The following is a 21,314-nucleotide window of genomic DNA, read 5'->3' as shown; positions in this document are numbered from 1 at the left end:
GACATGCGGATTTTGTTTCTGTGCACTCGCCACAACGGATTGTCTCAACGCGCCCAGGTCGAGCTGGAAGAACTCGGGCATCACCTCGATATCGCCGAGGTCAGTCACGGTTCGCAGATGGAGGCGGCGGCGCAACGGTTTCGTCCGGACCTGATCCTTGCGCCGATGCTCAAGTCCGCCATTCCAGCCAGCGTGTGGCGCAAGTACACCTGCCTGATCGTGCACCCCGGTATTCCCGGCGACCGCGGTCCCTCGGCGCTGGATTGGGCGATGCTGGAAGGCGAGCCTTCGTGGGGCGTGACTGTGCTGGAAGCGCGCGAGGAAATGGACGGCGGGCCGATCTGGGCGCACCGGGAATTTCCGTTGCGCGAGGCCAGCAAGAGCACGATCTACCGCAGCGAAACCACCGACACCGCAATGCTGGCAGTCCATGAAGCGCTCGAGCGATTCCAGGCTGGCGAGCGTCCACCTTTTGGTGCCTATATCCCGGCGGCAAGCGGCCGCGAGCGGCCGCCGTGCCGGCAAGCCGATCGCCAGATCGACTGGGATGCACCGCTGGAGCGGGTGTTGCGGCATATCCGTTCCGCCGACAGTGCGCCTGGCCTGCTGGCCACGCTTGCGGGCGTCAAGGTGCGTCTCTATGGCGCGCATCCGGAGGGGCGTTTGCGCGGCCGGCCAGGTGAGTTGCTCGCGAAGCGCGACGGCGCGGTGTGTGTTGCCTGCGGCGACGGTGCGCTTTGGATCAGTCATCTGCGCCGTCGTCAGGGGCTGCGCCAGGGCGATCCGCGATACGACATCAAATTGCCCGCCACCCAGGTACTCGAGGATCGGCTGGCCGACGTGCCAGAGCGCAGTCTCGCTCCCCATGCACGGCCGTCGGTATCTACCTGGCAGACAATCCGCTATCGCGAGCAGGGACACAACGGTTATCTGTCTTTCGATCTGATGAATGGCGCGATGAGTACCGTCGTGCTGGAGCGCCTGCTGGCGGCCTATCGGCATGCGCGTTCACGACCCACGCGTACTCTCGTGCTGTGTGGTGGTGAGGATTTCTGGTCCAACGGCATCGACCTCAATGCGATCGAGGCCGCCGCCGATCCCGCGCAGGAATCGTGGAACAACATCCTGGCTATGAATGCGCTGGTGCGTGAGATCGTGTTGACCGACGACAAGCGCACAGTCGCGCTGATGCGCGGCAATGCGGGGGCGGGCGGCGTGATCCTGGCGTTGGCGGCGGATCGCGTCTACGCGCGGGAAGGCATCGTGCTCAATCCCCATTACAAAGGCATGGGTGGCTTATACGGTTCGGAGTACTGGACCTACCTGCTGCCCAAGCGCGTAGGCGATACGGCGGCGCGACTGCTGACGGAATCCCTGCTGCCTCTGGGCACGTCACGCGCGCGGCGCATCGGTTTGCTTGACGGCGTTCTGTCGGGGCATAACCTGCTTGAAGCCGTCGAAGCGGAGCTGGCATCGGGCAACGAAGTCCGGCTGTGGCGCAAGACGCTATCCGACAAGGCCGAGCATCGGCGCAACGATGAGCACAGCAAGCCGCTAGAGCGTTACGCCGAAGAGGAGCTGGCGGAGATGCAGCGTAATTTCTTCGGGCCGGATCCGGCTTATCACCTGGCTCGCCGCGCTTTTGTGCGCAAGCAGGATGTTGTCGTGGATGGCATGGCGGCCGAGCGCGCCTGAGCGCGTTCGCATGGCTGCCGTCGACTCAGGTCGGCGGCAGCGCCATGAAAGCGGGCAACTGCTCCGCGCGTGCCGACAATGCGGCAAGCGCGGGGTGGCGCGCGGTGATGATCAACTCCGGCTGCATCAGCTGGGTAAAACCCCAGGCAACCGCCACGGTGATATCTGCCTGTGTCAGTGTTTCGCCAATCAGCCAGCCGTTGCGGCCGGTGGCTTCCTGTTCGAGCGCCGCATACGCCGAGGTGAGCTGGCCTTGGACGCGGCTTAGCCATGCCGGATCGCGATGGTTCTCGTCGCGCTTGCCTTCGTAGACGATTTGCACGCTTTTCTCGCAAGCCGTCAGCGCGAGCCCGAGCAGGCGCAGTGCGCGCAGGCGCGCCGCAGGCTCGCTCGGCATCAGGCTGGCGCCGGTGCCGACGGATTCGGCCCAGTCGATGATCATCGACGAATCCACCATCTGCCAGCCTTCATCGCCGATCAGCGTGGGCGCTTTCACCAGAGGGTTGATCGACTGGAACTCACCGAAGTTGCGGAACACCGACAGCGACAGCGACAGATGTTCGAATGGAATGCCCTTCAGCGTCAGGGTGATCGCGGCGCGGCGGACATAGGGCGAGTCGAGCATGCCGATCAGTTTCATGAAGGCTCCTGCGCCATGACGTGTAAAGATCAGGCGGTGCGATGAAGGATCAGTTCCAGTACGGCCTTGGTGCCGAAGAACGCCAGCAGCAGCACGCCCATACCGATCAAGGTGAGGTTCACGGCGCTGCGTCCTCGCCAGCCATAGCGCCAGCGTCCAAACAGCAGGGCGCCGAACACCAGCCAGGCGATGATCGAAAGCACGGTCTTGTGAATCAGGTGCTGGCCGAACAGATCGCCCACGAACAACGCACCCGTGAGCAGCGTCAGCGTGAGCAGCAGGAAGCCGGCGCCGATCAGGCGAAACAGCAACGTCTCGGTCAGCGTCAGCGGGGGTAGGGCGCGCAGCCAAGGGCCGAATTGGCGATGGCGCAGCGCGCGCTCCTGCACCGCCAGCAGGATGGCCAGTACGGCGGCGATTGAGAGCACGCTGAAGGCCAGCAGGGCGACCGTCACATGGAGCTTGATCTGCCAATCCAGCGCGAGCGGCGCGGTGGCGGGGGCGAAGTAGCTGTCCGCGGCCAATAGCAGCGCGGTGAGCGGGAAAACGATCACGCCGAGCGCGGCGACGGGGCGGGTCATGTTCACCAGCAAGGTCAGGGCGGAGACCACGCAGGCGACCAGCGACAATGCGGCGAAGAAGTGCAGGTCCACCGCCCCCCGATGGATGCCGAGCAGGATGCCGGTATGGATCAGCACGGCCGCGCCGGCCAGCCCCAGCGCCGACTTGTTCAGCGGCTGCCCGCCGCCCAGCAGCGGCCGCGCCAGACCTCCCGCGGCAGCGAGATAGAGCGCGATAGCGAGCAGAGCGAAGAGGTGGATGGTCATGACCCGGCAGTGTCGCATAGCGCCTGAGTCCAGGTGAATGCGGTATGGCACAGACTCGGCGACGCACTCCGCTATACTTGTCCGCTTTCCACCTGCCGTACTCCGCCATGTTCGAGTCGCTCAGCCAACGCCTTTCCGCCACCGTCAACCGCCTGCGCGGCCGTGGGCGGCTGACCGAGGAAAACATTCGCGAGTCGCTGCGCGAAGTGCGTATCGCCTTGCTCGAGGCCGATGTAGCGCTGCCGGTGGTGCAGGCGCTGGTCGAGCGCGTGAAAGTGCGCGCGGTAGGCCAGGAAGTGCTCAAGAGCCTGAGCCCGGGTCAGGCCCTGGTGAAGGTGGTCAGCGACGAGCTGACCGCAGTCATGGGCACGGTCAATACCGAGCTCAATCTGGCCCAGCAGCCGCCAGCCGTGGTGCTGATGGCGGGCCTGCAGGGTGCCGGTAAAACCACTACCGTCGCCAAGCTGGCGCGCTTCCTTACCGAGCGCAAGAAAAAGAAAGTGATGGTGGTGAGCTGCGACGTCTATCGTCCGGCCGCTATCGAGCAGCTGCGCACGCTGGCCGAACAGGTTGGCGTGAAGTTCTTCCCGTCCGAAGCCGGCCAGAATCCGGTGGATATCGCGAAGAACGCGATCGCTGCCGCGCGTCGCGAAGTCGTCGACGTGCTGCTGGTGGATACCGCCGGCCGTCTGCACGTGGACGAGGCGATGATGGCGGAGATCAAGGCGCTGCACGCCGCGATCACGCCAGTCGAAACCCTGTTCGTGGTCGACTCCATGACCGGTCAGGATGCGGCCAATACCGCCAAGGCCTTTGCCGAAGCGCTGCCGCTCACCGGCGTGGTGCTGACCAAGACCGATGGTGATGCCCGTGGTGGTGCCGCACTTTCGGTGCGCTATGTCACTGGCCGTCCCATCAAGTTCCTCGGCGCCGGCGAGAAGACTGACGCGCTGGAGCCGTTCCATCCGGACCGCGTGGCTCAGCGCATCCTCGGCATGGGCGACGTGCTGTCGCTGGTGGAGGAGGTCGAGCGCAAGGTTGATCAGGAGAAGGCGCAGAAGCTGGCCGAGAAGGTCATCAAGGGTAAGCGCTTCGATCTCAACGACATGCGCGACCAGCTCGAGCAGATGTCCAATATGGGCGGCCTGGCCGGCCTGATGGACAAGCTGCCGGGCGTGTCCAATCTGCCTGACAACGTGAAATCCAAGGTCAACGACGGCGAGATCAAGCGCATGGTCGCGATCATCGGTTCGATGACCAAGAAAGAGCGTCGCCATCCCGATCTGCTGAACGGCTCGCGCCGTGCCCGTGTGGCGCGCGGTTCGGGCACTCAGCCGGCCGACGTGAACCGTCTGCTCAAGCAGTACATGCAGATGGAAAAAATGATGTCCAAGCTCTCCAAGGGCGGCACCAAGGGTCTGCTGCGGCAGATGCGTGGCGCCATGAAGGGCATGGGTGGCATGGGTGGGCTGCCGCCGATGCGGTAAGCCTGGGTGAGGAGAAGGGCCGGTTCAGCGCCAAATGCCCGTTCCCTATTCCCTTTTCCTCAAATTTGGTTAAAATGCCGCGTTTACCGCGCCCGTGCTCGGGCGTGCTGCCGGCGCTTCCGGCAATTCTGGAGCTTTTACTTATGGTCAAGATTCGTCTTTCGCGCGGCGGCGCCAAGGGCCGTCCGTTCTACCACGTCATCGTCACCGACTCGCGCAGCGCGCGTGACGGTCGCAACATCGAGAACGTGGGCTTCTACAACCCGGTGGCTTCGGGCAAGGACAAGCGCCTTGAGCTGAACGTCGCCCGCGTCCAGGAATGGGTGTCCAAGGGTGCCCAGCTGAGCGACAAGGTCGCCGCCCTGGTGAAGGAAGCCGGCAAGCAGCAGGCTGCCTGAGTATGACGGCAGCCGGTCGGCGCGTCCTGGTCGGACGCATCGTCGGGCTGTACGGCGTGCAGGGCTGGCTCAAGGTCGAATCCTGGACCGAGCCCCGCATGCAGATCTTCCGCTACCAGCCCTGGCTGCTCAGTGCGGCGCCGGGTACGGAAACGGAGATCAAGGGAGTCAAGGGTCGCACGCAGGGCAAAGGCATCGTCGCCTATCTGCCCGGGGTGGAAGATCGTGAAACGGCAGCGGCGCTGGTGGGGCAGGACATATACGTCTCCCGCGAGCAGTTGCCGCCTCCCGGCAAGGATGAGTATTACTGGGTCGATCTCGAGGGTCTTGAGGTCGTCACCATCGACAACGTGGTGTTGGGGCGGGTCACTCATGTGTTCGCCACCGGGGCCAACGACGTCGTGGTAGTGAGGGACGGCGAGCGAGAGCGGCTGATTCCCTTCGTCCAGGGTTCTTACGTGCGTTCGGTGGATCTGTCCGGCGGGCGCATGGTGGTGGACTGGGATCCTGAATTCTGACGGCGGTTACGCCGCAGCTGGAGTTTGAGGATCATGCGCTTCGACGTCGTTACGCTTTTTCCCGACTTCGTGCGCCAGTGTGCCGCCGTCGGTGTCGTTGGGCGCGCCCAGCAGCGCGAGCTGCTACAGGTGGAAACCTGGAACCCGCGCGACTACGCCACTGACAATTACCGCACCGTGGACGGCCGCACCTGCGGCGGCGGACCCGGGATGGTGATGCTGATCGAGCCTTTGCGCGCGGCCCTCAAGGCGGTACGTGAAGCGGCATCGGAACCGGTGCATGTGATTTACCTCAGCCCGCAAGGCGCGCGGCTGACGCAGGGCAGGGTAGAAGCGCTGGCGAAGTTGCCGCGCATCGCTCTGCTTTGTGGGCGTTACGAAGGTGTGGACGAGCGTTTGCTGACGCACGAGGTCGACGAAGAGCTGTCGATCGGCGATTATGTGCTGTCCGGTGGCGAGCTGGGTGCCGCGGTGATCATCGATGCCGTGGGCCGCTTGCAGGAGGGCGCACTGAACGACGCGCAGTCGGCCCAGCAGGATTCGTTTTCGGACGGGTTGCTGGACTGTCCGCACTATGCGAAACCGGTGCGTGACGCACTGGGTGATGTGCCGGAGGTATTGCTTTCCGGTGACCATGCGGCGATTCGCCGTTGGCGCCTCAAGCAAGCCCTGGGACGGACCTGGCTGCGACGTCCGGATCTCTTGGTGCAACGCACGCTGGATGCGGAATCCCGGGCGTTGTTGGATGAATTCCGTCGCGAGCATACGCGGCAAAACGATGCGGCCGAACAGTGACCGCAGCAATTGAAATCAAACAGGTGTTGCCATGAACAAGATCATCGAACAGTTCGAAGCCGAGCAGATCACCCGCCAGCTGCCGGAATTCGGCCCTGGCGACACCGTGGTGGTCAACGTGAAGGTGAAGGAAGGTAACCGCGAGCGCGTCCAGGCGTTCGAGGGCATCGTCATCGCCAAGCGCAGCCGTGGCCTGCATTCGGCCTTCACCGTGCGCAAGATCTCGCACGGCACCGGCGTGGAGCGCGTGTTCCAGGCGCACAGCCCGGCCATCGATTCGGTCCAGGTGAAGCGCAAGGGCAAGGTGCGCGGCGCCAAGCTGTACTACCTGCGTGGTCTGGAAGGCAAGGCGGCCCGCATCAAGGAAGACGTCGCCGCTGTCGCCGCCAACAAGGCGAAGGCTGCTGCTGCCGCCAAGTAATTCGGCGCCAGGTCTTCAAGGCTTGCAACAAAAACCCCGCGGAATCCGCGGGGTTTTTGTTTCCGGGTGTTCAAGCTGGGTCCTGCTTGTTCGAGGCATGGCCCTGCTGTGGCGGGGCTTTCGCGTAGAGGGTGGCTCTTACGGTGTGATGAGCAGCCGCTGCGGCTCCTGCAGGAAATTGCCCTGCACGAAGTCGACGCCGCAGGCGAACAGCAGCGACGTACTGGCTGCGTCCTCCACCCATTCGGCAATCGTCAGTCGATTGATCTCACGCGCCTGGCGACACAGTTCGGCCACTTTCTTCTGGCTCTCCGGCTGCTGCGGCAGGTTGGCCATATAGCTGCGGTCGATCTTCAGATAGTCCGCGTCGATGTGGTTGAGCAACTGGAACGAGTTGAGGCCGGAGCCGAACTGCTCCAGTGCAAACTGGCCGCCCAGTTGTTTCCACGCACGCACGAACTCCTGAGCCGGGCGCAGCGAGGTGACCACCTTGCTCTCGGTCATCTCCAGCACCATGCGGCCATGCTTGAGGTTTGCCTGCTTGAGGCGCGCTCCCAGCCACGGCAGCAACTGATCGTCCTGCAGCGAGCCGGCGGTGAGCTTGACGAAGAAGGTGGTCGGAGAGCCAAACCGCTCGCGTGCCGCGAGTGCCTGGATGGTCTGGTTGAGTACCCAGCGATCGATGGCCGGAGTGAGGTTGTACTTCTCGGCGATCGGCATAAAGAAGCCGGGCAACACTTCGCCTTGGGGTCCATCGAGACGCAGCAGGATTTCAGAGAATTCGCCCTCGGCGTCCTGCAGGCTGATGGTGTGCTGGTGGTACAGCACGAAGTTGTCCTGGCTCAGCGCCTGCTTCAGCAGATCCAGCCAGTAGCGTTCGCGCTCCGCATCGGCTTTCTCGCGTGCGGAAGGGTCGTGCAAGTCACTGCGGTTACCGCCCTGGCTCTGTGCGTTGCGCAGGGCCTGGTTAGCTTGATCCAGCAACAGCTCGGTATTCGCGTTCTTCTCGCCAAGCAGGCTGCCGCCGATGCTGGCGGCGACGGTGAGCGAGCGGGCGCCGACGTCGAAGATGCCATTGGCGATGCTCGCCTGCAGATTGGAGATCCACTCCTTGATGCCTTCGTCGTTACGCGAATGCAGGATCACGCCGACGGTGTGTTCGGCAAGCAGGCCGGCGGTATCTTCCAGGCCCAGCAGGGCATTGATGCGCGCAGCGAAAGCCGCCAGCAGTTCGTCAGCCTTGCCCAGGCCGATGCCGGAGACGATGGTCTGCCAGTTATCGGGTTCGATCAGCAGCAGCGACTGGCCCTTGGTGCCTTCGGTCGCGGCGGCCACTGCCTGGTCAATGCATTCGAGCATGCGCGCACGATTGAACAGGCCGGTGACCGGGTCGCGCTGCAACTGCTCAAGCATCGCCGGGTCCACCTGCTGGCGGCGGAACACGATCTGCAGGCAGGGCTCCCCCTCGAATGTCGCATGGGTAAATTCAACGGTGGCCTTGAAACTGCTGGCATCCGCACGGCGCGCCTGCAGCTCCAGCCGGTTGGCCAGCTTCTCTCCACGCGAGAGGCTCTTGAGGGTGGCCTTGAATTCGTCTGCATCGGTGGAGCCGATCATGTCCAGCACCGGCAGGCCGAGCAGGTCGTCGAATTCGTGGTAGCCGAACGTATCCAGGTAAGCCTGGTTCGCGCGCACGTGCATGCCTTCGTGAACATACGCGATAGCGTCGGTAGAGGAGTCGAGCAGCGCGTCGCAGCGGCGCTCCGATTCGCGTAGTGCGGTTTCCAGGCGGCGCAGCTGGCGGCGGGTGTTGAGCGATTCGTACTCACGCTGGATCACTGCCATAAGCTGCCGCGGCTGGGGGCGCAGGCCGATGCTGCGGACACCGCCCGCAAACAGGTCGGCAACGCTGGCGTTGTCCGCCTGGGATACCAGTGCGATCAGCGACATGTCGCGGCCGTGTGCGTCCAGGAGGTGCACCACTTGCGGCAGATCCAGTGAGCCGATCGAGGGATCGAACAGCACGATATCCGGCCCCAGTTCATCGAGCGCGGCCTGCACCTGCTCCGCACTGGTGGCGCGCGCGGGCCGCACGGCAATGCCGTTGTTGCGCAGCAAGCTGATGATTTGTTCTGCGTCTTCGACCGACTTTTCGATGAAAAGGATCTTGATGACGAGGTCTGTCTTCGTTGGCACGTTGCGCTTTCCCCCAAAAACGAGCAGTGCCGGCACCGCGTATGCGCGAGCAGCACCGCTCAGGGGTTTTAACGGATTCCGATGACAACCGCCAGCGGAAATATCCCTAGAGTGACGCGCCGCTCATCGTAGTCCGAGCTTTCCCTAGAGCGGCCGCTTGGAGGCGTCGCCACCCACTTCACGCACCAGCTTGGGCACCAGGTAGCCGGGCAGGCGATGGCGCAGGGATTCCAGCAAGTCCAGCGCGCGCTCGTCGCTCACTTCGAAGTGCGCCGCGCCCTGCACGCGATCGAGCTGGTGCAGGTAATAGGGCAGCACCCCGGCTGCAAACAGGCGCTCGGAAAGTGCCTCCAGCGTGTCGGCGTTGTCATTGATCCCGCGCAGCAAGACCGATTGGTTGAGCGCGGTCGCGCCGGCTTCGCGCAGGCGAACGCAGGCGTCGTCCACAGCGGGGTCGAATTCATTGGCATGGTTGGCGTGCAACACCACCACCTTCTGCAGAGGCAGGGAGGCCAGCCAGTCCTGGAACGCGCCATCGACACGTTCCGGCAGCACTACCGGCAGTCGGGTGTGAATACGCAAGCGCGTGACGTGTGGAATCGCAGCCAGTCCACGGCTCAGCTCCTCCAGCTTGCCCGTGGCTAGCGAAAGCGGGTCACCGCCGGACAGGATCAGTTCGCTGATGGACGGATCCTGGCCCACGTGCTCCAGCGCCTTCCGCCACTGGCCCGCCGCCGCCATCTCATCGCCATAAGGGAAATGCCGGCGGAAGCAGTAGCGGCAGTTGATGGCGCAGCTGCCGCTGGCAATCAACAGCGCGCGGCCCTGGTATTTGTGCAGTACGCCCTGTGCCGATCGCGAGGCCATGTCGCCCACGGCGTCCCGGGTGAAACCCTCGGCTTCGTCCAGCTCGGCCAGCTGCGGCAGTACCTGCAACAGCAACGGGTCGCGTGGATCACCGGGCCGCATGCGCGCCGCGAAGCCACGCGGCACGCGCAGCGCGAAACCTGCGTCGCTGGCGGGGAGGCGGTCGGCCAGATGCCCCAGCTGGAGCATCAGCAGCAGTTCGCGGGCATCGGTGACCGATTCGCGCCAGAGCTGGCGCCAGTTGGCCCCGGGCGGTGATAGGCGGGCGATGGGGCTTGCGGTTATCATAGGGGGTCTTAAATCGGGCCAAAGGCCCGGCAACTTCCTATTCTAGCCGCCCGCCGGCGGCGTCACATCTGGAGCACAAAGCGCATGGCCACCGCCGGTCTGAACGACGTCAAGAAGGGTATGAAGATCCTTCACAACAATGACCCTTGGGTGATCACCGACGCGGACTTCATCAAACCCGGCAAGGGGCAGGCCTTTACCCGTATCTTCATCCGCAACCTGAAGAACGGACGCACCACCGAGCAGACGATGAAGTCGAGCGACTCGTTCGAAGTCGCCGACGTGGTCGATACCGACATGCAGTTCCTGTACTCCGATGGCGAATACTGGCACTTCATGCAGCAGGAGACCTTCGAGCAGCACCAGGCCAACAAAGTCGGCATGGGCGACGCCGCCAAGTGGCTCAAGGGCGAGGAAGAGTGCGTGGTCACGCTGTTCAACGGCGAAATCATCGCCGTGCAGCCGCCGAATTTCGTCGAGCTGAAGATCACCGAGACCGACCCGGGCCTGCGCGGCGACACCTCCGGCGGCGGCGGCAAGCCGGCCACGCTGGAGACGGGCGCTGTGGTGCGCGTGCCGCTGTTCGTCACCACCGACGAAATGATCAAGGTCGACACCCGCACGGGCGAGTACGTCAGCCGCGTCGGCAAGTAAGGTCGCGCGCAGTATCGAGCGGCACGGCGACCTCTGGGGCGCCGTGCCGTTTTCTTTATCGGACACAAGGAATGCCGTCTCATGCGCAGGATTCTCCCCTTCATTCCCTTGCTCGCCCTGGCTGTCGCGCCGCTGGCCTATGCCGACGACGCTCAGCCCTGCGACGACGGCACCATCGCAGCGGTCGCCCGTTGGGCCGGAATCAAGGGCAAGCTGGTTTCCTGGGACGAGCAGGGCGGACTGGTCGCGGCCGCGGCGTGCAAGGCCGTGCCCAACGCGCCCGGCACCACGATCGCAGCCATCGCATTCGACACGAACCATGAGGGACCGGGTGGCGACAGCGGAAGCAAGGCGCAGGTGATTGCACTGGTCGAGGCGGGCAAGGTGGTTGCCGCCGATCGCTCCGTAGTTGAAGAAGACGCGGCTACCGTGGTCGGCAGCTATCGCATCGATACGGCGCCTTATCGGCTGTCTCCTGACGTCCGTGCTTTCGGTGTCGTGTTCACCAGCAGTGCCCGCGGAGCGAGCTGCCCGGATGCCAGCGCCGAAAACGAGCTCACTCTGTGGATTCGCGAGGGAAACCGTCTGCACGCTGTCATGGGCACCAACCTCGAAGGCTGGACCAGTGTGGAGGGCACGGCTTGCGGCGCCGGCACGGGCGATGCGCGCAGCGAGTCGGCACACATGACGATTGCGGTAGAGAAGACCTCGAGCCACGGCTTCGCCGATCTTTCGATCACCGCGCATATCACGCAGACGCAGCGCAAGAACAACGAATACGCGGATACGGGCAAGCGAACCGCCCGGACCGTGCTCAAGTACGATGGGAAGTCATACGGCTCCGATATGTTCCGTAACTTCTGGTATCCCGATTCAGCGAGGTAGCAATGAACTCCGGCCGCACCGACATCGACCTTCTCATAGAGGCGCGCTGGGTTATCCCCGTCGAGCCGCACGGCGTAGTCCTGGACCATCATGCCGTGGCGGTAGACAAGGGAGCCATCGTGGCGCTGCTGCCGATCGCTGAAGCACGAGCCACCTATACTCCGCGCGAACGCGTGGAACTCGGTGAGCACGCACTGATTCCCGGCCTGATCAACTGTCATACCCACAATCCGATGACGCTGCTGCGCGGTCTCGCCGACGACCTGCCGCTGATGGTGTGGTTGCAGCAGCATATTTGGCCGGCCGAGGCCAAGGTGATCGGGCCGGAATTTGTGCGCGACGGTGTAGAGCTGGCGGTAGCCGAGATGCTGCGCGGCGGTACCACCTGCGCCAACGAAAACTATTTTTTTCCGGACGTGATCGGTGCGACCTATCGGCGCCTGGGCTTTCGTGCCGTGGTCGGCCTGCCGGTGATCGAGTTTCCCACCGCCTGGGCCAAGAGCCAGGACGAGTATTTCGAGCGCGCCGCCGAAGTGCATGACAGCTTCCGTGGCGATGCGTTGGTCAGCACGGCGTTCGCGCCGCATGCGCCGTACACGGTGTCGGACCAGAGCTTCGAGCGCATTCGCGTGCTGGCCGACCAGCTGGATATTCCGGTGCACCTGCATACGCACGAAACCGAGCATGAGGTGGAGGAAGAAAAGAAGAAGAGCGGGCTGCGCCCGTTCCAGCGTTTGCAGAAGCTGGGCTTGGTCAACGATCGCCTGATCGCGGTGCACATGACCCAGATGACCGATGGCGAGATCGCGGCATGCGCCGAAGCCGGCGTGTCGGTGGCGCATTGCCCGGAGTCGAATCTCAAGCTCGCTTCCGGTTTCTGCCCTGCCGAGAAGCTGCGCAAGGCCGGCGTGAACGTGGCGATTGGTACGGACGGCTGCGCGTCCAACAATGATCTGGACATGTTCGGTGAAATGCGCACGGCCGCAATGCTGGCGAAGGCGGTAGCAAATGATGCCGCGGCGTTCGACGCCGCGTATGCCTTGCGCGCCGCCACGTTCAACGGCGCGCGTGCGATGGGGCTGGACGCGAAGATCGGTTCCATCGAGCCGGGCAAGCAGGCCGACTTTGCCGCCGTGCGGCTGTCCGATCTGGAAACGCAGCCACTGTTCCACGTCGCCTCGCAGCTGGTGTACGCCACCGGCCGCCATCAGGTGACCGATGTGTGGATCGCCGGCGCACGCAAGCTCGCCAGTCGCGTGCTGGTGGATATGGATACGGATGGCATCCTCGCGCGTACGCATGCGTGGCGCGAGCGCATTGCGGCCATTGATGCGCCGGAGCCGGTGACTGCATGAACCGCTATTTGATCCTGGTGATGCGCCGGCCGCATTACGACCCAGCAATGGTGCAGCCTCACAAGGATTTTCTTGAAGGGCTGCGAGCCGGCGGAAAGCTGGAGATGTCCGGGCCGTTCAGTGACAAATCCGGTGGTGCCTACCTATTGTTTGCCGAAAATTTCGATGAAGCGCTGCGCATCGCGCACAGCGATCCGGCCCATACCAGCGGCGGCTGGGATATCACCGTGTACGAATGGCAGGCGCGTTAAGCTACGCGCTTGGTCGAAATGCCATGCGCAAGAGGAATTTATGATGCAGGCTGCCAGTAACGTAAGCCCCGACGAGATCGCCCGCTTCGGCAAGCTGGCGTCGCGTTGGTGGGATCCCAACGGCGAATCGCGCCCGTTGCACGATCTGAATCCGGTGCGCGCCGGCTATATCGCCGCGCGGGTCGATCTGCGTGGTGCCAAAGTGGCCGACGTGGGGTGCGGCGGTGGGTTGCTCAGCGAGGCGCTAGCGCGCGCTGGCTCGCACGTCACCGGCATCGATCTGGGCGACAAGGTGATCGATGTGGCGCGCCTGCATCTGCACGAGTCGGATCTGCAGGTGGACTATCGCGTGCAGTCGTCCGCCGAGCTGGCGGCAACGGAACCGGCAAGCTTTGATGCGGTGTGCTGCATGGAGCTGATCGAGCATGTGCCCGATCCAGCCGCGCTGGTTGAGGATCTCGCGGCGATGGTGAAGCCGGGCGGCCTGGTCTTCATGTCGACCATCAATCGCACGCCGGCGGCGTTTGGCGCAGCGATTCTTGGCGCCGAATACATCACCCGCATGCTGCCGCGCGGCACCCATCACTACTCGCAGTTTCTCAAGCCATCCGAGCTGGGGCGCCTGCTGCGTCATGCGGGCCTGGAACTGGAAGACGTTTCCGGCCTTGGCTACAACCCGGTGAGCCGCAAGGCCTGGTTGAGCCGCATCACTGCCATCAACTACGTGCTGTGCGCACGTAAGCCGGCATGAATCCGTTGCCCGAAAACATCCAGGGCGTGCTGTTCGACCTGGATGGCACCTTGCTGGACAGCGCCGTCGATCTCTACACCGCCCTTGTCATGCTGTGCGAGGAAGAGGGTGTCGCCAGGCCCGAGTTTGCACCGGTGCGCGAAGTGGTTTCGCGCGGATCGCGCGCGATCCTGTCTTGCGGTTTCGCAGACCGCGACGAAGCGGGCCGGCTGGCGCTGGTGCCGCGCTATCTCGAGCTCTATCAGGACGTGATGGCGCAGCAGACGCGCGCCTTCGATGGTGTCGACGAATTGCTGGCGCTGATCGAAGCGCAAGGCATGCGCTGGGGCATCGTCACCAACAAGCCGGGCTTCCTCACCGATGAATTGGTGGAGCAGATCGGCTGGGCAGTACGTGCTGGTGCAGTGGTATCGGGCGATACCCTGCCGGTGAAGAAGCCCGATCCAGCCCCGGTGTTGCTCGCCTGCGAGCAGGCAGGGTTGGAGCCTTCGCGTTGCCTGTTCGTCGGCGACGATCGCCGTGATGTGCAGGCCGGTGCGGCAGCGGGTCTTTATACGGTGGCAGCGAACTGGGGCTATCTCGACGGCGGCGATCCACACCAGTGGCATGCCGACCTGGTACTGGATACACCGGCCCAGCTCACCGCGCTATTGCGCCGGCCGGTAATGGCATGAGTTCAACGCAAGAAGCAGGCGTGGCATGGCAGAGCTACGTCGACAAATGGCTGGCGGTGCAGCCGCGGCAGCGTATCGCGCTGGCCTTTGTCGATGCGGCGCACTATCCGGGGCACATCGCGTTGGCCGCGCTGGAGCAGGAACTGCTTTCCGCCGCCTATGGCATTCAAGAGCCGCAGGTGGCGGCGGCCAAGCTGAATTGGTGGGCGGAGGAGCTTTCCGGTGCGGCGGCCAGCGGCGGCCGGCATCCGCTGACCCAGGTGCTGTTCGACGACGAGCGAGCGCACGCGATCTCGAACGAACGCTGGCTGGCACCGGTGCTGGCCGCGATGGCGCAGCTCGAGCAGGGCACCGCTGCCGATTTCGCCGCGCAGCTGGCGGCCGGTGCACCTCTGCACGGCGCATTGGCTGAGCTGGAAACCGCATGGTGGTACGGCGAAGGTGCGTCATCCGAACGCGCCGCGCGCGTGGCCACGCTGGCACATCTGTTTTATGCCCTGCTGCGGCTCGAAGAGGATGCCGAGCGCGATCGTCTCTCCCTGCCGATGGCGCGCATGGCGCGTTTTGGCCTCAGTCGCGCCGATCTGCGTGCGCCGGGTGCGGCACGCGAGCAGGCGATCCAGGCCCAGTTGGGTGATCTGCAGGGCGCCTGGCGCGATGCGGACCGCTTGCCGGGGCCGCTGAGCGTGTTTCGTAGCCTGGAGTCGTCGGGCGCGCGCGGCCTTGCGCAACAAGCCCATAAGGCGGCCGATCCACTAGCCGAACTGCGCAAGGGGCAGTCCCGCAGCGGCCCAGGTACCGTCTGGCGAGCCTGGCGCGCCGCCCGCGCATGGCGGCGTCAGGCCGGTTGACGCCTGGGCGGACGCAGCGTTTCCGCCGCGCCACTATTGCGACCCGGGGGCCATGCCCCAAGATTAGGAAATCTCGCAGCGCCCCATCGCTGGCAAGTCACAGGATTCACCCATGTACGCCCAGGAAAACACTGCCCGTCTTCTTCCCGACGTTGCCGTCCACGCGCAGCCGCATCTGGCCGGTGCGCTCGATTGGGTCGGCATGGACGGTATCGAGGTGCCGGTGCGTTTCGATGCTGGCGACGGCGATGTACAGCGCGCCAGTGCGCGAGTCGGCGCCTTCGTCAATCTGAACCGGCCGGACAAGCGCGGCATCCATATGTCGCGGCTTTATCTGCAGGTCGAGCAGGCATTGAGTGCGCAGACGTTGAGTGCGGAGTCATTGCACACGCTGCTGCGCGGTTTTCTCGACTCACACAAAGATCTATCTGATCGCGCCTGCCTGAGCATCCGCTTCGAGCATCTGGTGCGGCGTCCTGCGCTGCGTAGTGGCAACAGTGGCTGGCGTGCTTATCCGGTGTGTATCGAGGCCAGTCTGGTCGGCGAGGAATTCCTGCTGGAGTTCGGCACCGAAGTGGTTTATTCCTCGACCTGTCCGGCTTCGGCGGCGTTGTCGCGCCAGCTGATCCAGGATCAGTTCGCCAAGGATTTCGATGCAGGCAAGCCCATCGATCACGCCGCCGTACTGGCCTGGCTCGGCACCGAGCGCGGCATCGTGGCCACGCCGCATGCGCAGCGCAGTGTGGCGCGGTTGCGTGTACGCATGACAAAGGATGCGAAGTTCGATCTGATCGCATTGATCGATGAGGTGGAGCACGCACTCGGCACACCCGTGCAGACAGCGGTGAAGCGCGAAGATGAGCAGGCCTTTGCGCTGGCCAACGGCAGCAATCTGATGTTCTGCGAAGACGCTGCTCGACGCATTCAAAAGGCGCTCGACGTCGACGCGCGGCTGAGCGACTTCCATATTCGTGTGGAACATCAGGAAAGCCTGCATCCGCACGACGCTGTGGCCTATGCCAGCAAGGGCGTGCCCGGCGGCTACGGTGACAAGCGCTGCTGACCGGAACGTCGCGCCTGTTAGGATGCGGTTCCATCGCAAGGAACGGCTCATGCGCTTACTTAAATGGCTTCCCGTCGCCGCCGTACTTCTCGTCTCCGGCTGCGGCTGGTGGCCGCATGGCAAGACATCCAAGCCGGCGCCCGTCTCGCAAGCGCTGGTGCGTTCGCTGACCGGTATCGTGGTTTACGACCTGCCGCAGGCCGTGCCGGCCGACGCGGTGCTTGAGGTAAGCCTGTCGGACGTCAGTCGCCAGGATGCGCCGGCTCGTGTGATTGCGAAGGAGCGCATTGCGCCGGTCGGTGTTTCGCCGGTGGATTTTCAACTCGTCTATGACCCGGGCGATCTGGCCCAGGGTGTCGATTTCGCCGTATCGGCGCGCTTGCAACAAGGTGACCGCCTGCTTGCCATCAGCGACGAGCGCGTCAGTGTGCTGGGTCGTTCGGGTGAGCAAGGGCCGGTACGTGTGCGCCTGAAAGCCGTACCCTGAGCGACGGCGTCAGGGCGTGCGTATGCCTGGCAGCAGCAGTGGATCCAGTCGTGTTCCGAACCAGTTGAAACCCCAGTGCACATGCGGCCCAGTAGCACGCCCAGTCATGCCAGCCGCACCGATCACCTCGCCCTGGCGCACGCGCTGACCGACTTTCACATCCAGGCGTGAAAGGTGGAGGAAGTTGGAGCTGAGCCCGAAGCCGTGATCGAGCAGCACCGTGCCGCCGGTGAGATACAGATCGGGTTTTGCGAACGTCACCACACCCGCCGCCGGCGCCTTGACCGGCGTGCCGGTGGGCACGGCGATATCCATGCCTGAATGTGGCGCCTTCGGGTCGCCGTTGTAGATGCGCTGATTGCCGAAGCGCCCGCTGATGCGTCCCTGCACTGGCCAGATAAAGCCGGAAAGAAAATCTTCCCGGCTGTCGTCGCGATGTCGCGCCGCCGTCACTTCGGCCTGCTCGCGGCGGATACGCTCGGCGAGCGCGGGCGGTGGATTCACCGTCTTGGGCGGCACGCCATTGACGCGCTCGATCGGCCAATCCCGTGGCGTGACAGCGATGCGCACGGTTTCGCGCCGGCCATCCCGGTACGCAAGGTTGACGGTTAGTGGCCCGGTTTCATCGCGACCGGCGCCGAACACCAGAGTACCGTCATCGCCGACGCGTACGGGCTTGCCGCCGATGCTGGCCTGGGTAACGCCCGGCAGCGTCGCAACCACCAGGCCGCCTTGCGAAATGCTGGTGGGCAAATCGGCAGACAGCGCGGGCAGGGAGCTCAACGACAGCACGAGCAGCGCTAACGCGCGCCTCGTACCTGTCATCGATCGAAGGCCAGCCGCTGGCCGCGTACCGCATCGTTGATCGACGTGCCGTCCCATACACGCTCGCCGTTGACGAAGGTGGCGACAATCGAGCTATCAAATGTAACGCCTTCGAATGGCGACCAGCCGCACTTGGACAGCACTTCCTCGCGGCGCACGGTATGTGGCTTCTTCGGATCGACCAACACGAGGTCGGCCGCATAGCCTTCGCGCAGATAGCCGCGTTCCTTCACATCGAACAGCGTTGCGGGGGCGTGGGTCACCGCCTCCACCACCCGCTCCAGCGTCAGCTGGCCTTCGAATACGCGCTGCAGTGCCGCCTGCAGGGCAAACTGCACCAGCGGCAGGCCGGAGGGGGCCTTGTCGTAGAGCTGCGCCTTCTCTTCCAGCAGATGCGGTGCATGGTCGGTGGCGAGCACGTCGATGCGCCCGTCGGCCAGCGCGCGGATGATCGCCTCACGGTCGGCGGCGGTCTTGATCGCCGGGTTGCACTTGATCAGAAAGCCGAGCCGCTCATAGTCGCGGTCATCGAAATGCAGGAAGTGCACGCAGGTTTCCGCGGTGATCTTCTTGCCCTTGATCGGGCCGGGCTGGAACAGCGCCAGCTCGTCCGCGGTGGAAATGTGCAGCACGTGCAGGCGGGTGCCATGTTTCTGCGCCAGTGAGATCGCCAGGCGCGTGGATTTGATGCAGGCCTCGCGAGAGCGGATCAGCGGGTGCTCGCTGGGCGGAATATGGTCGCCGTACTTCACGCGCGCCTTGGCATGCAGCGCGTCGATCATCGGCGTGTCTTCGCAATGCGTGATGATCGGGGTGGGGGCGTCGCGGAAGATGCCGTCGAGCACCTCGGGGTTGTCCACCAGCATGTTGCCGGTGGATGCGCCCATGAACACCTTGATGCCCGGTGCCGCCAGTGGATCGAGCGAGCGGATCGCTTCGAGGTTGTCGTTGCTCGCACCCATATAGAAGGCGTAGTTGACCGCCGAGGTCTTGGCCGCGCGGGCGTACTTGGCTTCCAGCGTGTCGCGGTCCAGTGCCGGCGGCTTGGTGTTGGGCATTTCCATGAAGCTGGTGATGCCGCCCGCCGCGCAGGCGCGCGATTCGGAGGCGATGTCCGCCTTGTGGGTCAGCCCCGGCTCGCGGAAATGGACCTGGTCGTCGATCATCCCTGGCAGCAGCCACAAGCCGCTGGCATCGATCACCTGCTCGCCGGGGCGGGCGTCAAGGTTGCCGGCGATGGTTTCGATACGGCCCTGCCTGACGCGCAGGTCGGCGTGGAAGCGACGGCCTTCGTTGACCAGTTCGGCGTTCTTGATCAGCCAGTCAGTGGACATGGGGTTCCTCGTGGGTACGGCAGCGGCGGAAAGAGAATTGCTCGGGCACCGGATCCTCGCCGCCCGCGCACAGCGGCTGGCAGCGCAGCAGCCGCCAACCTGTCAGTATGGCGCCCCGCCACGGACCAAAGCGTGCAACAGCAATCCGTGCATAATCGGAGCAGCTGGGGTGAAAACGGCAGCGTTGACCCAGCAAAGGGCTTAGCCAGCGCTTGTAGAACCCGAGCATGAAAAGTATGAGTCGTGTCACCTGGGTTTTACGCTGCCGAAACAGCTTGCGGCATGGGTAGGCTGCAAGTATTCCAGATGCATGGTTGCCGGTGTAAGGCTCATGGGCTATAACACCCCGCCGCCAAGGCCAAAATGGTGAAGGGAAATGGCGAAAACGACGCGTAGTTCGACCGCGGCCAAAGCGCAGAAAGGAAAAGCTGCGTCCACGGCCAAAGATGTCAAGACCAGCAAGTCGAAAGTAGCGGTTAAGGCTATAAAGGGTACCGCTTCCAAGGTAGCCAAGAAGGCCGCGGCCAAATCTGCGCCGGTCAAGAAGGCCGTTGTCGCGAAGAAGGCCGTGGTCAAGAAAGCCGCTGCGAAGAAAGCCGTCGTCAAGAAGCCGGTCGCCAAGAAAGCGGCCACGCCCGTCGCCAAGCGCGCCGCTCCGGTCAAGAAGGCCGTTGCCAAGCCGCAGCCGAAGAAAGCCGCGCCGGTCAGCAAGCCGGTGGCCAAGAAAGTTGCCGTGAAAACGGCTGTAAAGCCGGCGCCCAAGCCTGTGGCCGCGCCGGCCAAGAAACCGCAGAAAGTGGTCGCCGCCAAGGCCGCGCCGGTTCAGCCGGCCACCAAGCCGGCAGCAGCGGCCGCCAGCACCGCACCACCGAAGCCCGCTGCCGCGCCTCTGATGGGCAAAGTAGCGAGCGCCGTCGCCGTGACGCCCCCGCGCGTGGCCACCGCCACCGCCCGTCATACCTCTTCCAAAAAACAGAAGACCCCGCAGTCCTCGATGAATAGTTCCGCAGCCGTACTCGACAATGGCATCACCAAGGAAGACGGGCGCTACGCCCTGCCTTCCACCACCTCCATCGATCTGCCGAAGGGCTACCGCCCCTCGAACGACGAGGAGTACATGAACCCGCGTCAGCTGGCCTTCTTCCGCAACAAGCTGCGCGATTGGCGCGATCAGCTGGTTGAAGAGTCGCGCCAGACGATGGAAAACCTGCGCGATGAGGTACGCGATGTCGGCGATGAAGCCGAACGTGCCACCCGCGAAACCGAAAACTCGCTGGAGCTGCGCACCCGCGACCGTTACCGCAAGCTGATCTCCAAGATCGACAAGGCCCTGCGCCGGATCGAGGAAGGCCGCTACGGTTACTGCGAGGAAACCGACGAGGAAATCGGCGTGGAGCGCCTCGAAGCGCGGCCGATCGCTACCCTGTCGCTGGATGCGCAGGAGCGTCGCGAGCATCTGCAGAAGCAGATGGGCGACTGATCGCTGACGTTCGCACTCGTTGTGACAAAGCCCCGCCATGCGCGGGGTTTTGTTTTTGGCGACGGCTCAGGCTTCTGCCAGCGTGGCGGCAGCGTACGCCTTCAGCTTGGCCAGCATGGCGGCCAGGCCGTTGGAGCGGGTTGGCGACAGGTGCTTGGCCAGGCCGATGGCTTCGATAAAGCGCGGCTCGGTCGATACGATCTCGCGGGCGGAGCGGTCCGAATACACCCGCAGTACCAGGGCGATCAGGCCCGACACGATGGCTGAGTCGCTGATCGCGGCGAAATGCATCTTCGAGGCGTCGCCGCTCGGCACCAGCCAGACCATCGACTGGCAGCCGTGGACGCGGTGTGCCTCGGTCTTCAGGTCTTCCGGGAAGTCAGGCAGTTGCTTGCCGAGGTCGATCAGGTACTGGTAGCGCTCGGTCCAGTCGCCGAAGAAGGCGAATTCGTCAACGATGTCTTGCTGCGCCTGCTCGGCGCTGGATGGGGCGATAGCGTTCATATCACGCATTATCGCGCGTTTTGGAGGAGCTCACCGCGCGGGCGATCGCGTGGTGTTCGCGCACAGGG

The 21,314-nt window shown here is 64.2% G+C and carries 24 protein-coding genes; 16 read left to right on the top strand and 8 right to left on the bottom strand.

Going from position 1 to position 21,314, the window contains the following annotated elements:
* Positions 1-3 precede the first annotated feature (3 nt).
* Positions 4-1,695: a hydrogenase maturation protein gene (locus ISS97_RS21695; protein WP_379984095.1), complete on the top strand. Its 1,692-nt coding sequence runs from the start codon at positions 4-6 to the stop codon at positions 1,693-1,695.
* Between the two features lie 25 nt (positions 1,696-1,720).
* Here the strand turns inward: ISS97_RS21695 and ISS97_RS21690 are convergent, their stop codons facing one another.
* Together ISS97_RS21690 and ISS97_RS21685 are read right to left on the bottom strand one after the other, a co-directional pair.
* The gene (locus tag ISS97_RS21690) at positions 1,721-2,335 is read right to left on the bottom strand and encodes a glutathione S-transferase family protein (RefSeq protein WP_379984096.1); all 615 of its coding nucleotides are present in this window, start codon (positions 2,333-2,335) and stop codon (positions 1,721-1,723) included.
* 29 nt (positions 2,336-2,364) lie between these two features.
* Positions 2,365-3,162 (bottom strand): cytochrome C assembly family protein, encoded by a 798-nt coding sequence (locus ISS97_RS21685; protein WP_379984097.1) that lies wholly within the window; start codon positions 3,160-3,162, stop codon positions 2,365-2,367.
* 107 nt (positions 3,163-3,269) lie between these two features.
* Here ISS97_RS21685 and ffh point away from each other — a divergent pair, with 107 nt between their 5' ends.
* The 5 genes from ffh to rplS all read left to right on the top strand — a co-directional run bounded on the left by ffh (position 3,270) and on the right by rplS (position 6,781).
* Entirely contained in the window at positions 3,270-4,649 is a 1,380-nt protein-coding gene (ffh, locus tag ISS97_RS21680) for a signal recognition particle protein (protein ID WP_379984664.1), read from the top strand.
* Between the two features lie 143 nt (positions 4,650-4,792).
* Complete coding sequence (gene rpsP, locus ISS97_RS21675) at positions 4,793-5,047, top strand: 30S ribosomal protein S16 (RefSeq protein WP_379984098.1); 255 nt, start codon at positions 4,793-4,795, stop codon at positions 5,045-5,047.
* A gap of 2 nt (positions 5,048-5,049) precedes the next feature.
* Positions 5,050-5,565, top strand: a complete 516-nt coding sequence (gene rimM, locus ISS97_RS21670) for a ribosome maturation factor RimM (protein ID WP_379984099.1) — start codon at positions 5,050-5,052, stop codon at positions 5,563-5,565.
* Positions 5,566-5,598: 33 nt separating this feature from the next.
* Positions 5,599-6,360 carry a tRNA (guanosine(37)-N1)-methyltransferase TrmD gene (trmD, locus tag ISS97_RS21665; protein ID WP_379984100.1) on the top strand — a complete coding sequence of 254 codons (762 nt, stop codon included), beginning with the start codon at positions 5,599-5,601 and terminating at the stop codon, positions 6,358-6,360.
* Positions 6,361-6,391: 31 nt separating this feature from the next.
* On the top strand, positions 6,392-6,781 hold the full coding sequence (gene rplS, locus ISS97_RS21660) for a 50S ribosomal protein L19 (protein ID WP_379984101.1): 390 nt from the start codon (positions 6,392-6,394) through the stop codon (positions 6,779-6,781).
* 138 nt (positions 6,782-6,919) lie between these two features.
* Here rplS and ISS97_RS21655 read toward each other — a convergent pair whose 3' ends face one another.
* A complete protein-coding gene (locus ISS97_RS21655) occupies positions 6,920-8,977 on the bottom strand; it encodes an EAL domain-containing response regulator (RefSeq protein WP_379984102.1) in 2,058 nt (685 codons plus the stop codon).
* A 144-nt stretch (positions 8,978-9,121) separates the two neighbouring features.
* A complete protein-coding gene (gene epmB / locus ISS97_RS21650; protein ID WP_379984103.1) occupies positions 9,122-10,132 on the bottom strand; it encodes an EF-P beta-lysylation protein EpmB in 1,011 nt (336 codons plus the stop codon).
* Positions 10,133-10,216: 84 nt separating this feature from the next.
* Between epmB and efp the strand changes: the two genes are divergently transcribed.
* From efp to ISS97_RS21605, 9 genes are all read left to right on the top strand, one after another.
* Positions 10,217-10,786 carry an elongation factor P gene (gene efp, locus ISS97_RS21645; protein ID WP_379984104.1) on the top strand — a complete coding sequence of 190 codons (570 nt, stop codon included), beginning with the start codon at positions 10,217-10,219 and terminating at the stop codon, positions 10,784-10,786.
* Between the two features lie 81 nt (positions 10,787-10,867).
* Positions 10,868-11,671 (top strand): PA3715 family protein, encoded by an 804-nt coding sequence (locus tag ISS97_RS21640; RefSeq protein WP_379984105.1) that lies wholly within the window; start codon positions 10,868-10,870, stop codon positions 11,669-11,671.
* A 2-nt stretch (positions 11,672-11,673) separates the two neighbouring features.
* Positions 11,674-13,026: a TRZ/ATZ family hydrolase gene (locus ISS97_RS21635; protein WP_379984106.1), complete on the top strand. Its 1,353-nt coding sequence runs from the start codon at positions 11,674-11,676 to the stop codon at positions 13,024-13,026.
* Positions 13,023-13,277: a YciI family protein gene (locus tag ISS97_RS21630; RefSeq protein ID WP_379984107.1), complete on the top strand. Its 255-nt coding sequence runs from the start codon at positions 13,023-13,025 to the stop codon at positions 13,275-13,277. The genes ISS97_RS21635 and ISS97_RS21630 overlap by 4 nt, the downstream gene beginning before the upstream one ends.
* A 43-nt stretch (positions 13,278-13,320) precedes the next feature.
* Positions 13,321-14,028 carry a bifunctional 2-polyprenyl-6-hydroxyphenol methylase/3-demethylubiquinol 3-O-methyltransferase UbiG gene (gene ubiG, locus ISS97_RS21625; protein WP_379984109.1) on the top strand — a complete coding sequence of 236 codons (708 nt, stop codon included), beginning with the start codon at positions 13,321-13,323 and terminating at the stop codon, positions 14,026-14,028.
* Positions 14,025-14,702: an HAD family hydrolase gene (locus tag ISS97_RS21620; protein ID WP_379984111.1), complete on the top strand. Its 678-nt coding sequence runs from the start codon at positions 14,025-14,027 to the stop codon at positions 14,700-14,702. Before ubiG ends, ISS97_RS21620 begins: the two co-directional genes overlap by 4 nt.
* Positions 14,699-15,553 carry a squalene/phytoene synthase family protein gene (locus tag ISS97_RS21615; protein ID WP_379984112.1) on the top strand — a complete coding sequence of 285 codons (855 nt, stop codon included), beginning with the start codon at positions 14,699-14,701 and terminating at the stop codon, positions 15,551-15,553. Before ISS97_RS21620 ends, ISS97_RS21615 begins: the two co-directional genes overlap by 4 nt.
* Before the next feature lie 112 nt (positions 15,554-15,665).
* On the top strand, positions 15,666-16,616 hold the full coding sequence (folE2, locus tag ISS97_RS21610; protein ID WP_379984113.1) for a GTP cyclohydrolase FolE2: 951 nt from the start codon (positions 15,666-15,668) through the stop codon (positions 16,614-16,616).
* 49 nt (positions 16,617-16,665) lie between these two features.
* The gene (locus ISS97_RS21605; protein ID WP_379984114.1) at positions 16,666-17,103 is read left to right on the top strand and encodes a YbaY family lipoprotein; all 438 of its coding nucleotides are present in this window, start codon (positions 16,666-16,668) and stop codon (positions 17,101-17,103) included.
* 9 nt (positions 17,104-17,112) lie between these two features.
* Here ISS97_RS21605 and ISS97_RS21600 read toward each other — a convergent pair whose 3' ends face one another.
* The 3 genes from ISS97_RS21600 to yidD are packed head-to-tail and all read right to left on the bottom strand — an operon-like array spanning position 17,113 to position 19,491.
* On the bottom strand, positions 17,113-17,928 hold the full coding sequence (locus ISS97_RS21600) for a M23 family metallopeptidase (protein WP_379984115.1): 816 nt from the start codon (positions 17,926-17,928) through the stop codon (positions 17,113-17,115).
* Positions 17,925-19,262: a dihydroorotase gene (locus tag ISS97_RS21595; RefSeq protein WP_379984116.1), complete on the bottom strand. Its 1,338-nt coding sequence runs from the start codon at positions 19,260-19,262 to the stop codon at positions 17,925-17,927. Before ISS97_RS21595 ends, ISS97_RS21600 begins: the two co-directional genes overlap by 4 nt.
* A complete protein-coding gene (gene yidD, locus ISS97_RS21590) occupies positions 19,252-19,491 on the bottom strand; it encodes a membrane protein insertion efficiency factor YidD (protein WP_379984117.1) in 240 nt (79 codons plus the stop codon). The genes ISS97_RS21595 and yidD overlap by 11 nt, the downstream gene beginning before the upstream one ends.
* Before the next feature lie 147 nt (positions 19,492-19,638).
* Between yidD and dksA the strand changes: the two genes are divergently transcribed.
* Positions 19,639-20,742: an RNA polymerase-binding protein DksA gene (gene dksA, locus ISS97_RS21585; RefSeq protein WP_379984118.1), complete on the top strand. Its 1,104-nt coding sequence runs from the start codon at positions 19,639-19,641 to the stop codon at positions 20,740-20,742.
* Between the two features lie 66 nt (positions 20,743-20,808).
* Here dksA and ISS97_RS21580 read toward each other — a convergent pair whose 3' ends face one another.
* Positions 20,809-21,246 (bottom strand): SufE family protein, encoded by a 438-nt coding sequence (locus tag ISS97_RS21580; protein ID WP_379984119.1) that lies wholly within the window; start codon positions 21,244-21,246, stop codon positions 20,809-20,811.
* Between the last annotated feature and the right edge of the window lie 68 nt (positions 21,247-21,314).

This window comes from Dyella koreensis, assembly GCF_044904565.1.
GTDB lineage: Bacteria > Pseudomonadota > Gammaproteobacteria > Xanthomonadales > Rhodanobacteraceae > Dyella_D > Dyella_D koreensis.
Note: the sequence above shows the minus strand (reverse complement) of the source record. Positions and strands in the feature narration are given on the sequence as shown.

Bases quoted from the DNA above. Each gene is read 5' to 3' on its own strand.
- ISS97_RS21695 (WP_379984095.1), top strand. From the start codon at position 4: ATGCGGATTTTGTTTCTGTGCACTCGCCACAACGGATTGTCTCAACGC.
- ISS97_RS21690 (WP_379984096.1), bottom strand. From the start codon at position 2,335: ATGAAACTGATCGGCATGCTCGACTCGCCCTATGTCCGCCGCGCCGCG.
- ISS97_RS21685 (WP_379984097.1), bottom strand. From the start codon at position 3,162: ATGACCATCCACCTCTTCGCTCTGCTCGCTATCGCGCTCTATCTCGCT.
- ffh (WP_379984664.1), top strand. From the start codon at position 3,270: ATGTTCGAGTCGCTCAGCCAACGCCTTTCCGCCACCGTCAACCGCCTG.
- rpsP (WP_379984098.1), top strand. From the start codon at position 4,793: ATGGTCAAGATTCGTCTTTCGCGCGGCGGCGCCAAGGGCCGTCCGTTC.
- rimM (WP_379984099.1), top strand. From the start codon at position 5,050: ATGACGGCAGCCGGTCGGCGCGTCCTGGTCGGACGCATCGTCGGGCTG.
- trmD (WP_379984100.1), top strand. From the start codon at position 5,599: ATGCGCTTCGACGTCGTTACGCTTTTTCCCGACTTCGTGCGCCAGTGT.
- rplS (WP_379984101.1), top strand. From the start codon at position 6,392: ATGAACAAGATCATCGAACAGTTCGAAGCCGAGCAGATCACCCGCCAG.
- epmB (WP_379984103.1), bottom strand. From the start codon at position 10,132: ATGATAACCGCAAGCCCCATCGCCCGCCTATCACCGCCCGGGGCCAAC.
- efp (WP_379984104.1), top strand. From the start codon at position 10,217: ATGGCCACCGCCGGTCTGAACGACGTCAAGAAGGGTATGAAGATCCTT.
- ISS97_RS21640 (WP_379984105.1), top strand. From the start codon at position 10,868: ATGCGCAGGATTCTCCCCTTCATTCCCTTGCTCGCCCTGGCTGTCGCG.
- ISS97_RS21635 (WP_379984106.1), top strand. From the start codon at position 11,674: ATGAACTCCGGCCGCACCGACATCGACCTTCTCATAGAGGCGCGCTGG.
- ISS97_RS21630 (WP_379984107.1), top strand. From the start codon at position 13,023: ATGAACCGCTATTTGATCCTGGTGATGCGCCGGCCGCATTACGACCCA.
- ubiG (WP_379984109.1), top strand. From the start codon at position 13,321: ATGCAGGCTGCCAGTAACGTAAGCCCCGACGAGATCGCCCGCTTCGGC.
- ISS97_RS21620 (WP_379984111.1), top strand. From the start codon at position 14,025: ATGAATCCGTTGCCCGAAAACATCCAGGGCGTGCTGTTCGACCTGGAT.
- ISS97_RS21615 (WP_379984112.1), top strand. From the start codon at position 14,699: ATGAGTTCAACGCAAGAAGCAGGCGTGGCATGGCAGAGCTACGTCGAC.
- folE2 (WP_379984113.1), top strand. From the start codon at position 15,666: ATGTACGCCCAGGAAAACACTGCCCGTCTTCTTCCCGACGTTGCCGTC.
- ISS97_RS21605 (WP_379984114.1), top strand. From the start codon at position 16,666: ATGCGCTTACTTAAATGGCTTCCCGTCGCCGCCGTACTTCTCGTCTCC.
- ISS97_RS21600 (WP_379984115.1), bottom strand. From the start codon at position 17,928: ATGACAGGTACGAGGCGCGCGTTAGCGCTGCTCGTGCTGTCGTTGAGC.
- ISS97_RS21595 (WP_379984116.1), bottom strand. From the start codon at position 19,262: ATGTCCACTGACTGGCTGATCAAGAACGCCGAACTGGTCAACGAAGGC.
- yidD (WP_379984117.1), bottom strand. From the start codon at position 19,491: ATGCTCGGGTTCTACAAGCGCTGGCTAAGCCCTTTGCTGGGTCAACGC.
- dksA (WP_379984118.1), top strand. From the start codon at position 19,639: ATGGCGAAAACGACGCGTAGTTCGACCGCGGCCAAAGCGCAGAAAGGA.
- ISS97_RS21580 (WP_379984119.1), bottom strand. From the start codon at position 21,246: ATGAACGCTATCGCCCCATCCAGCGCCGAGCAGGCGCAGCAAGACATC.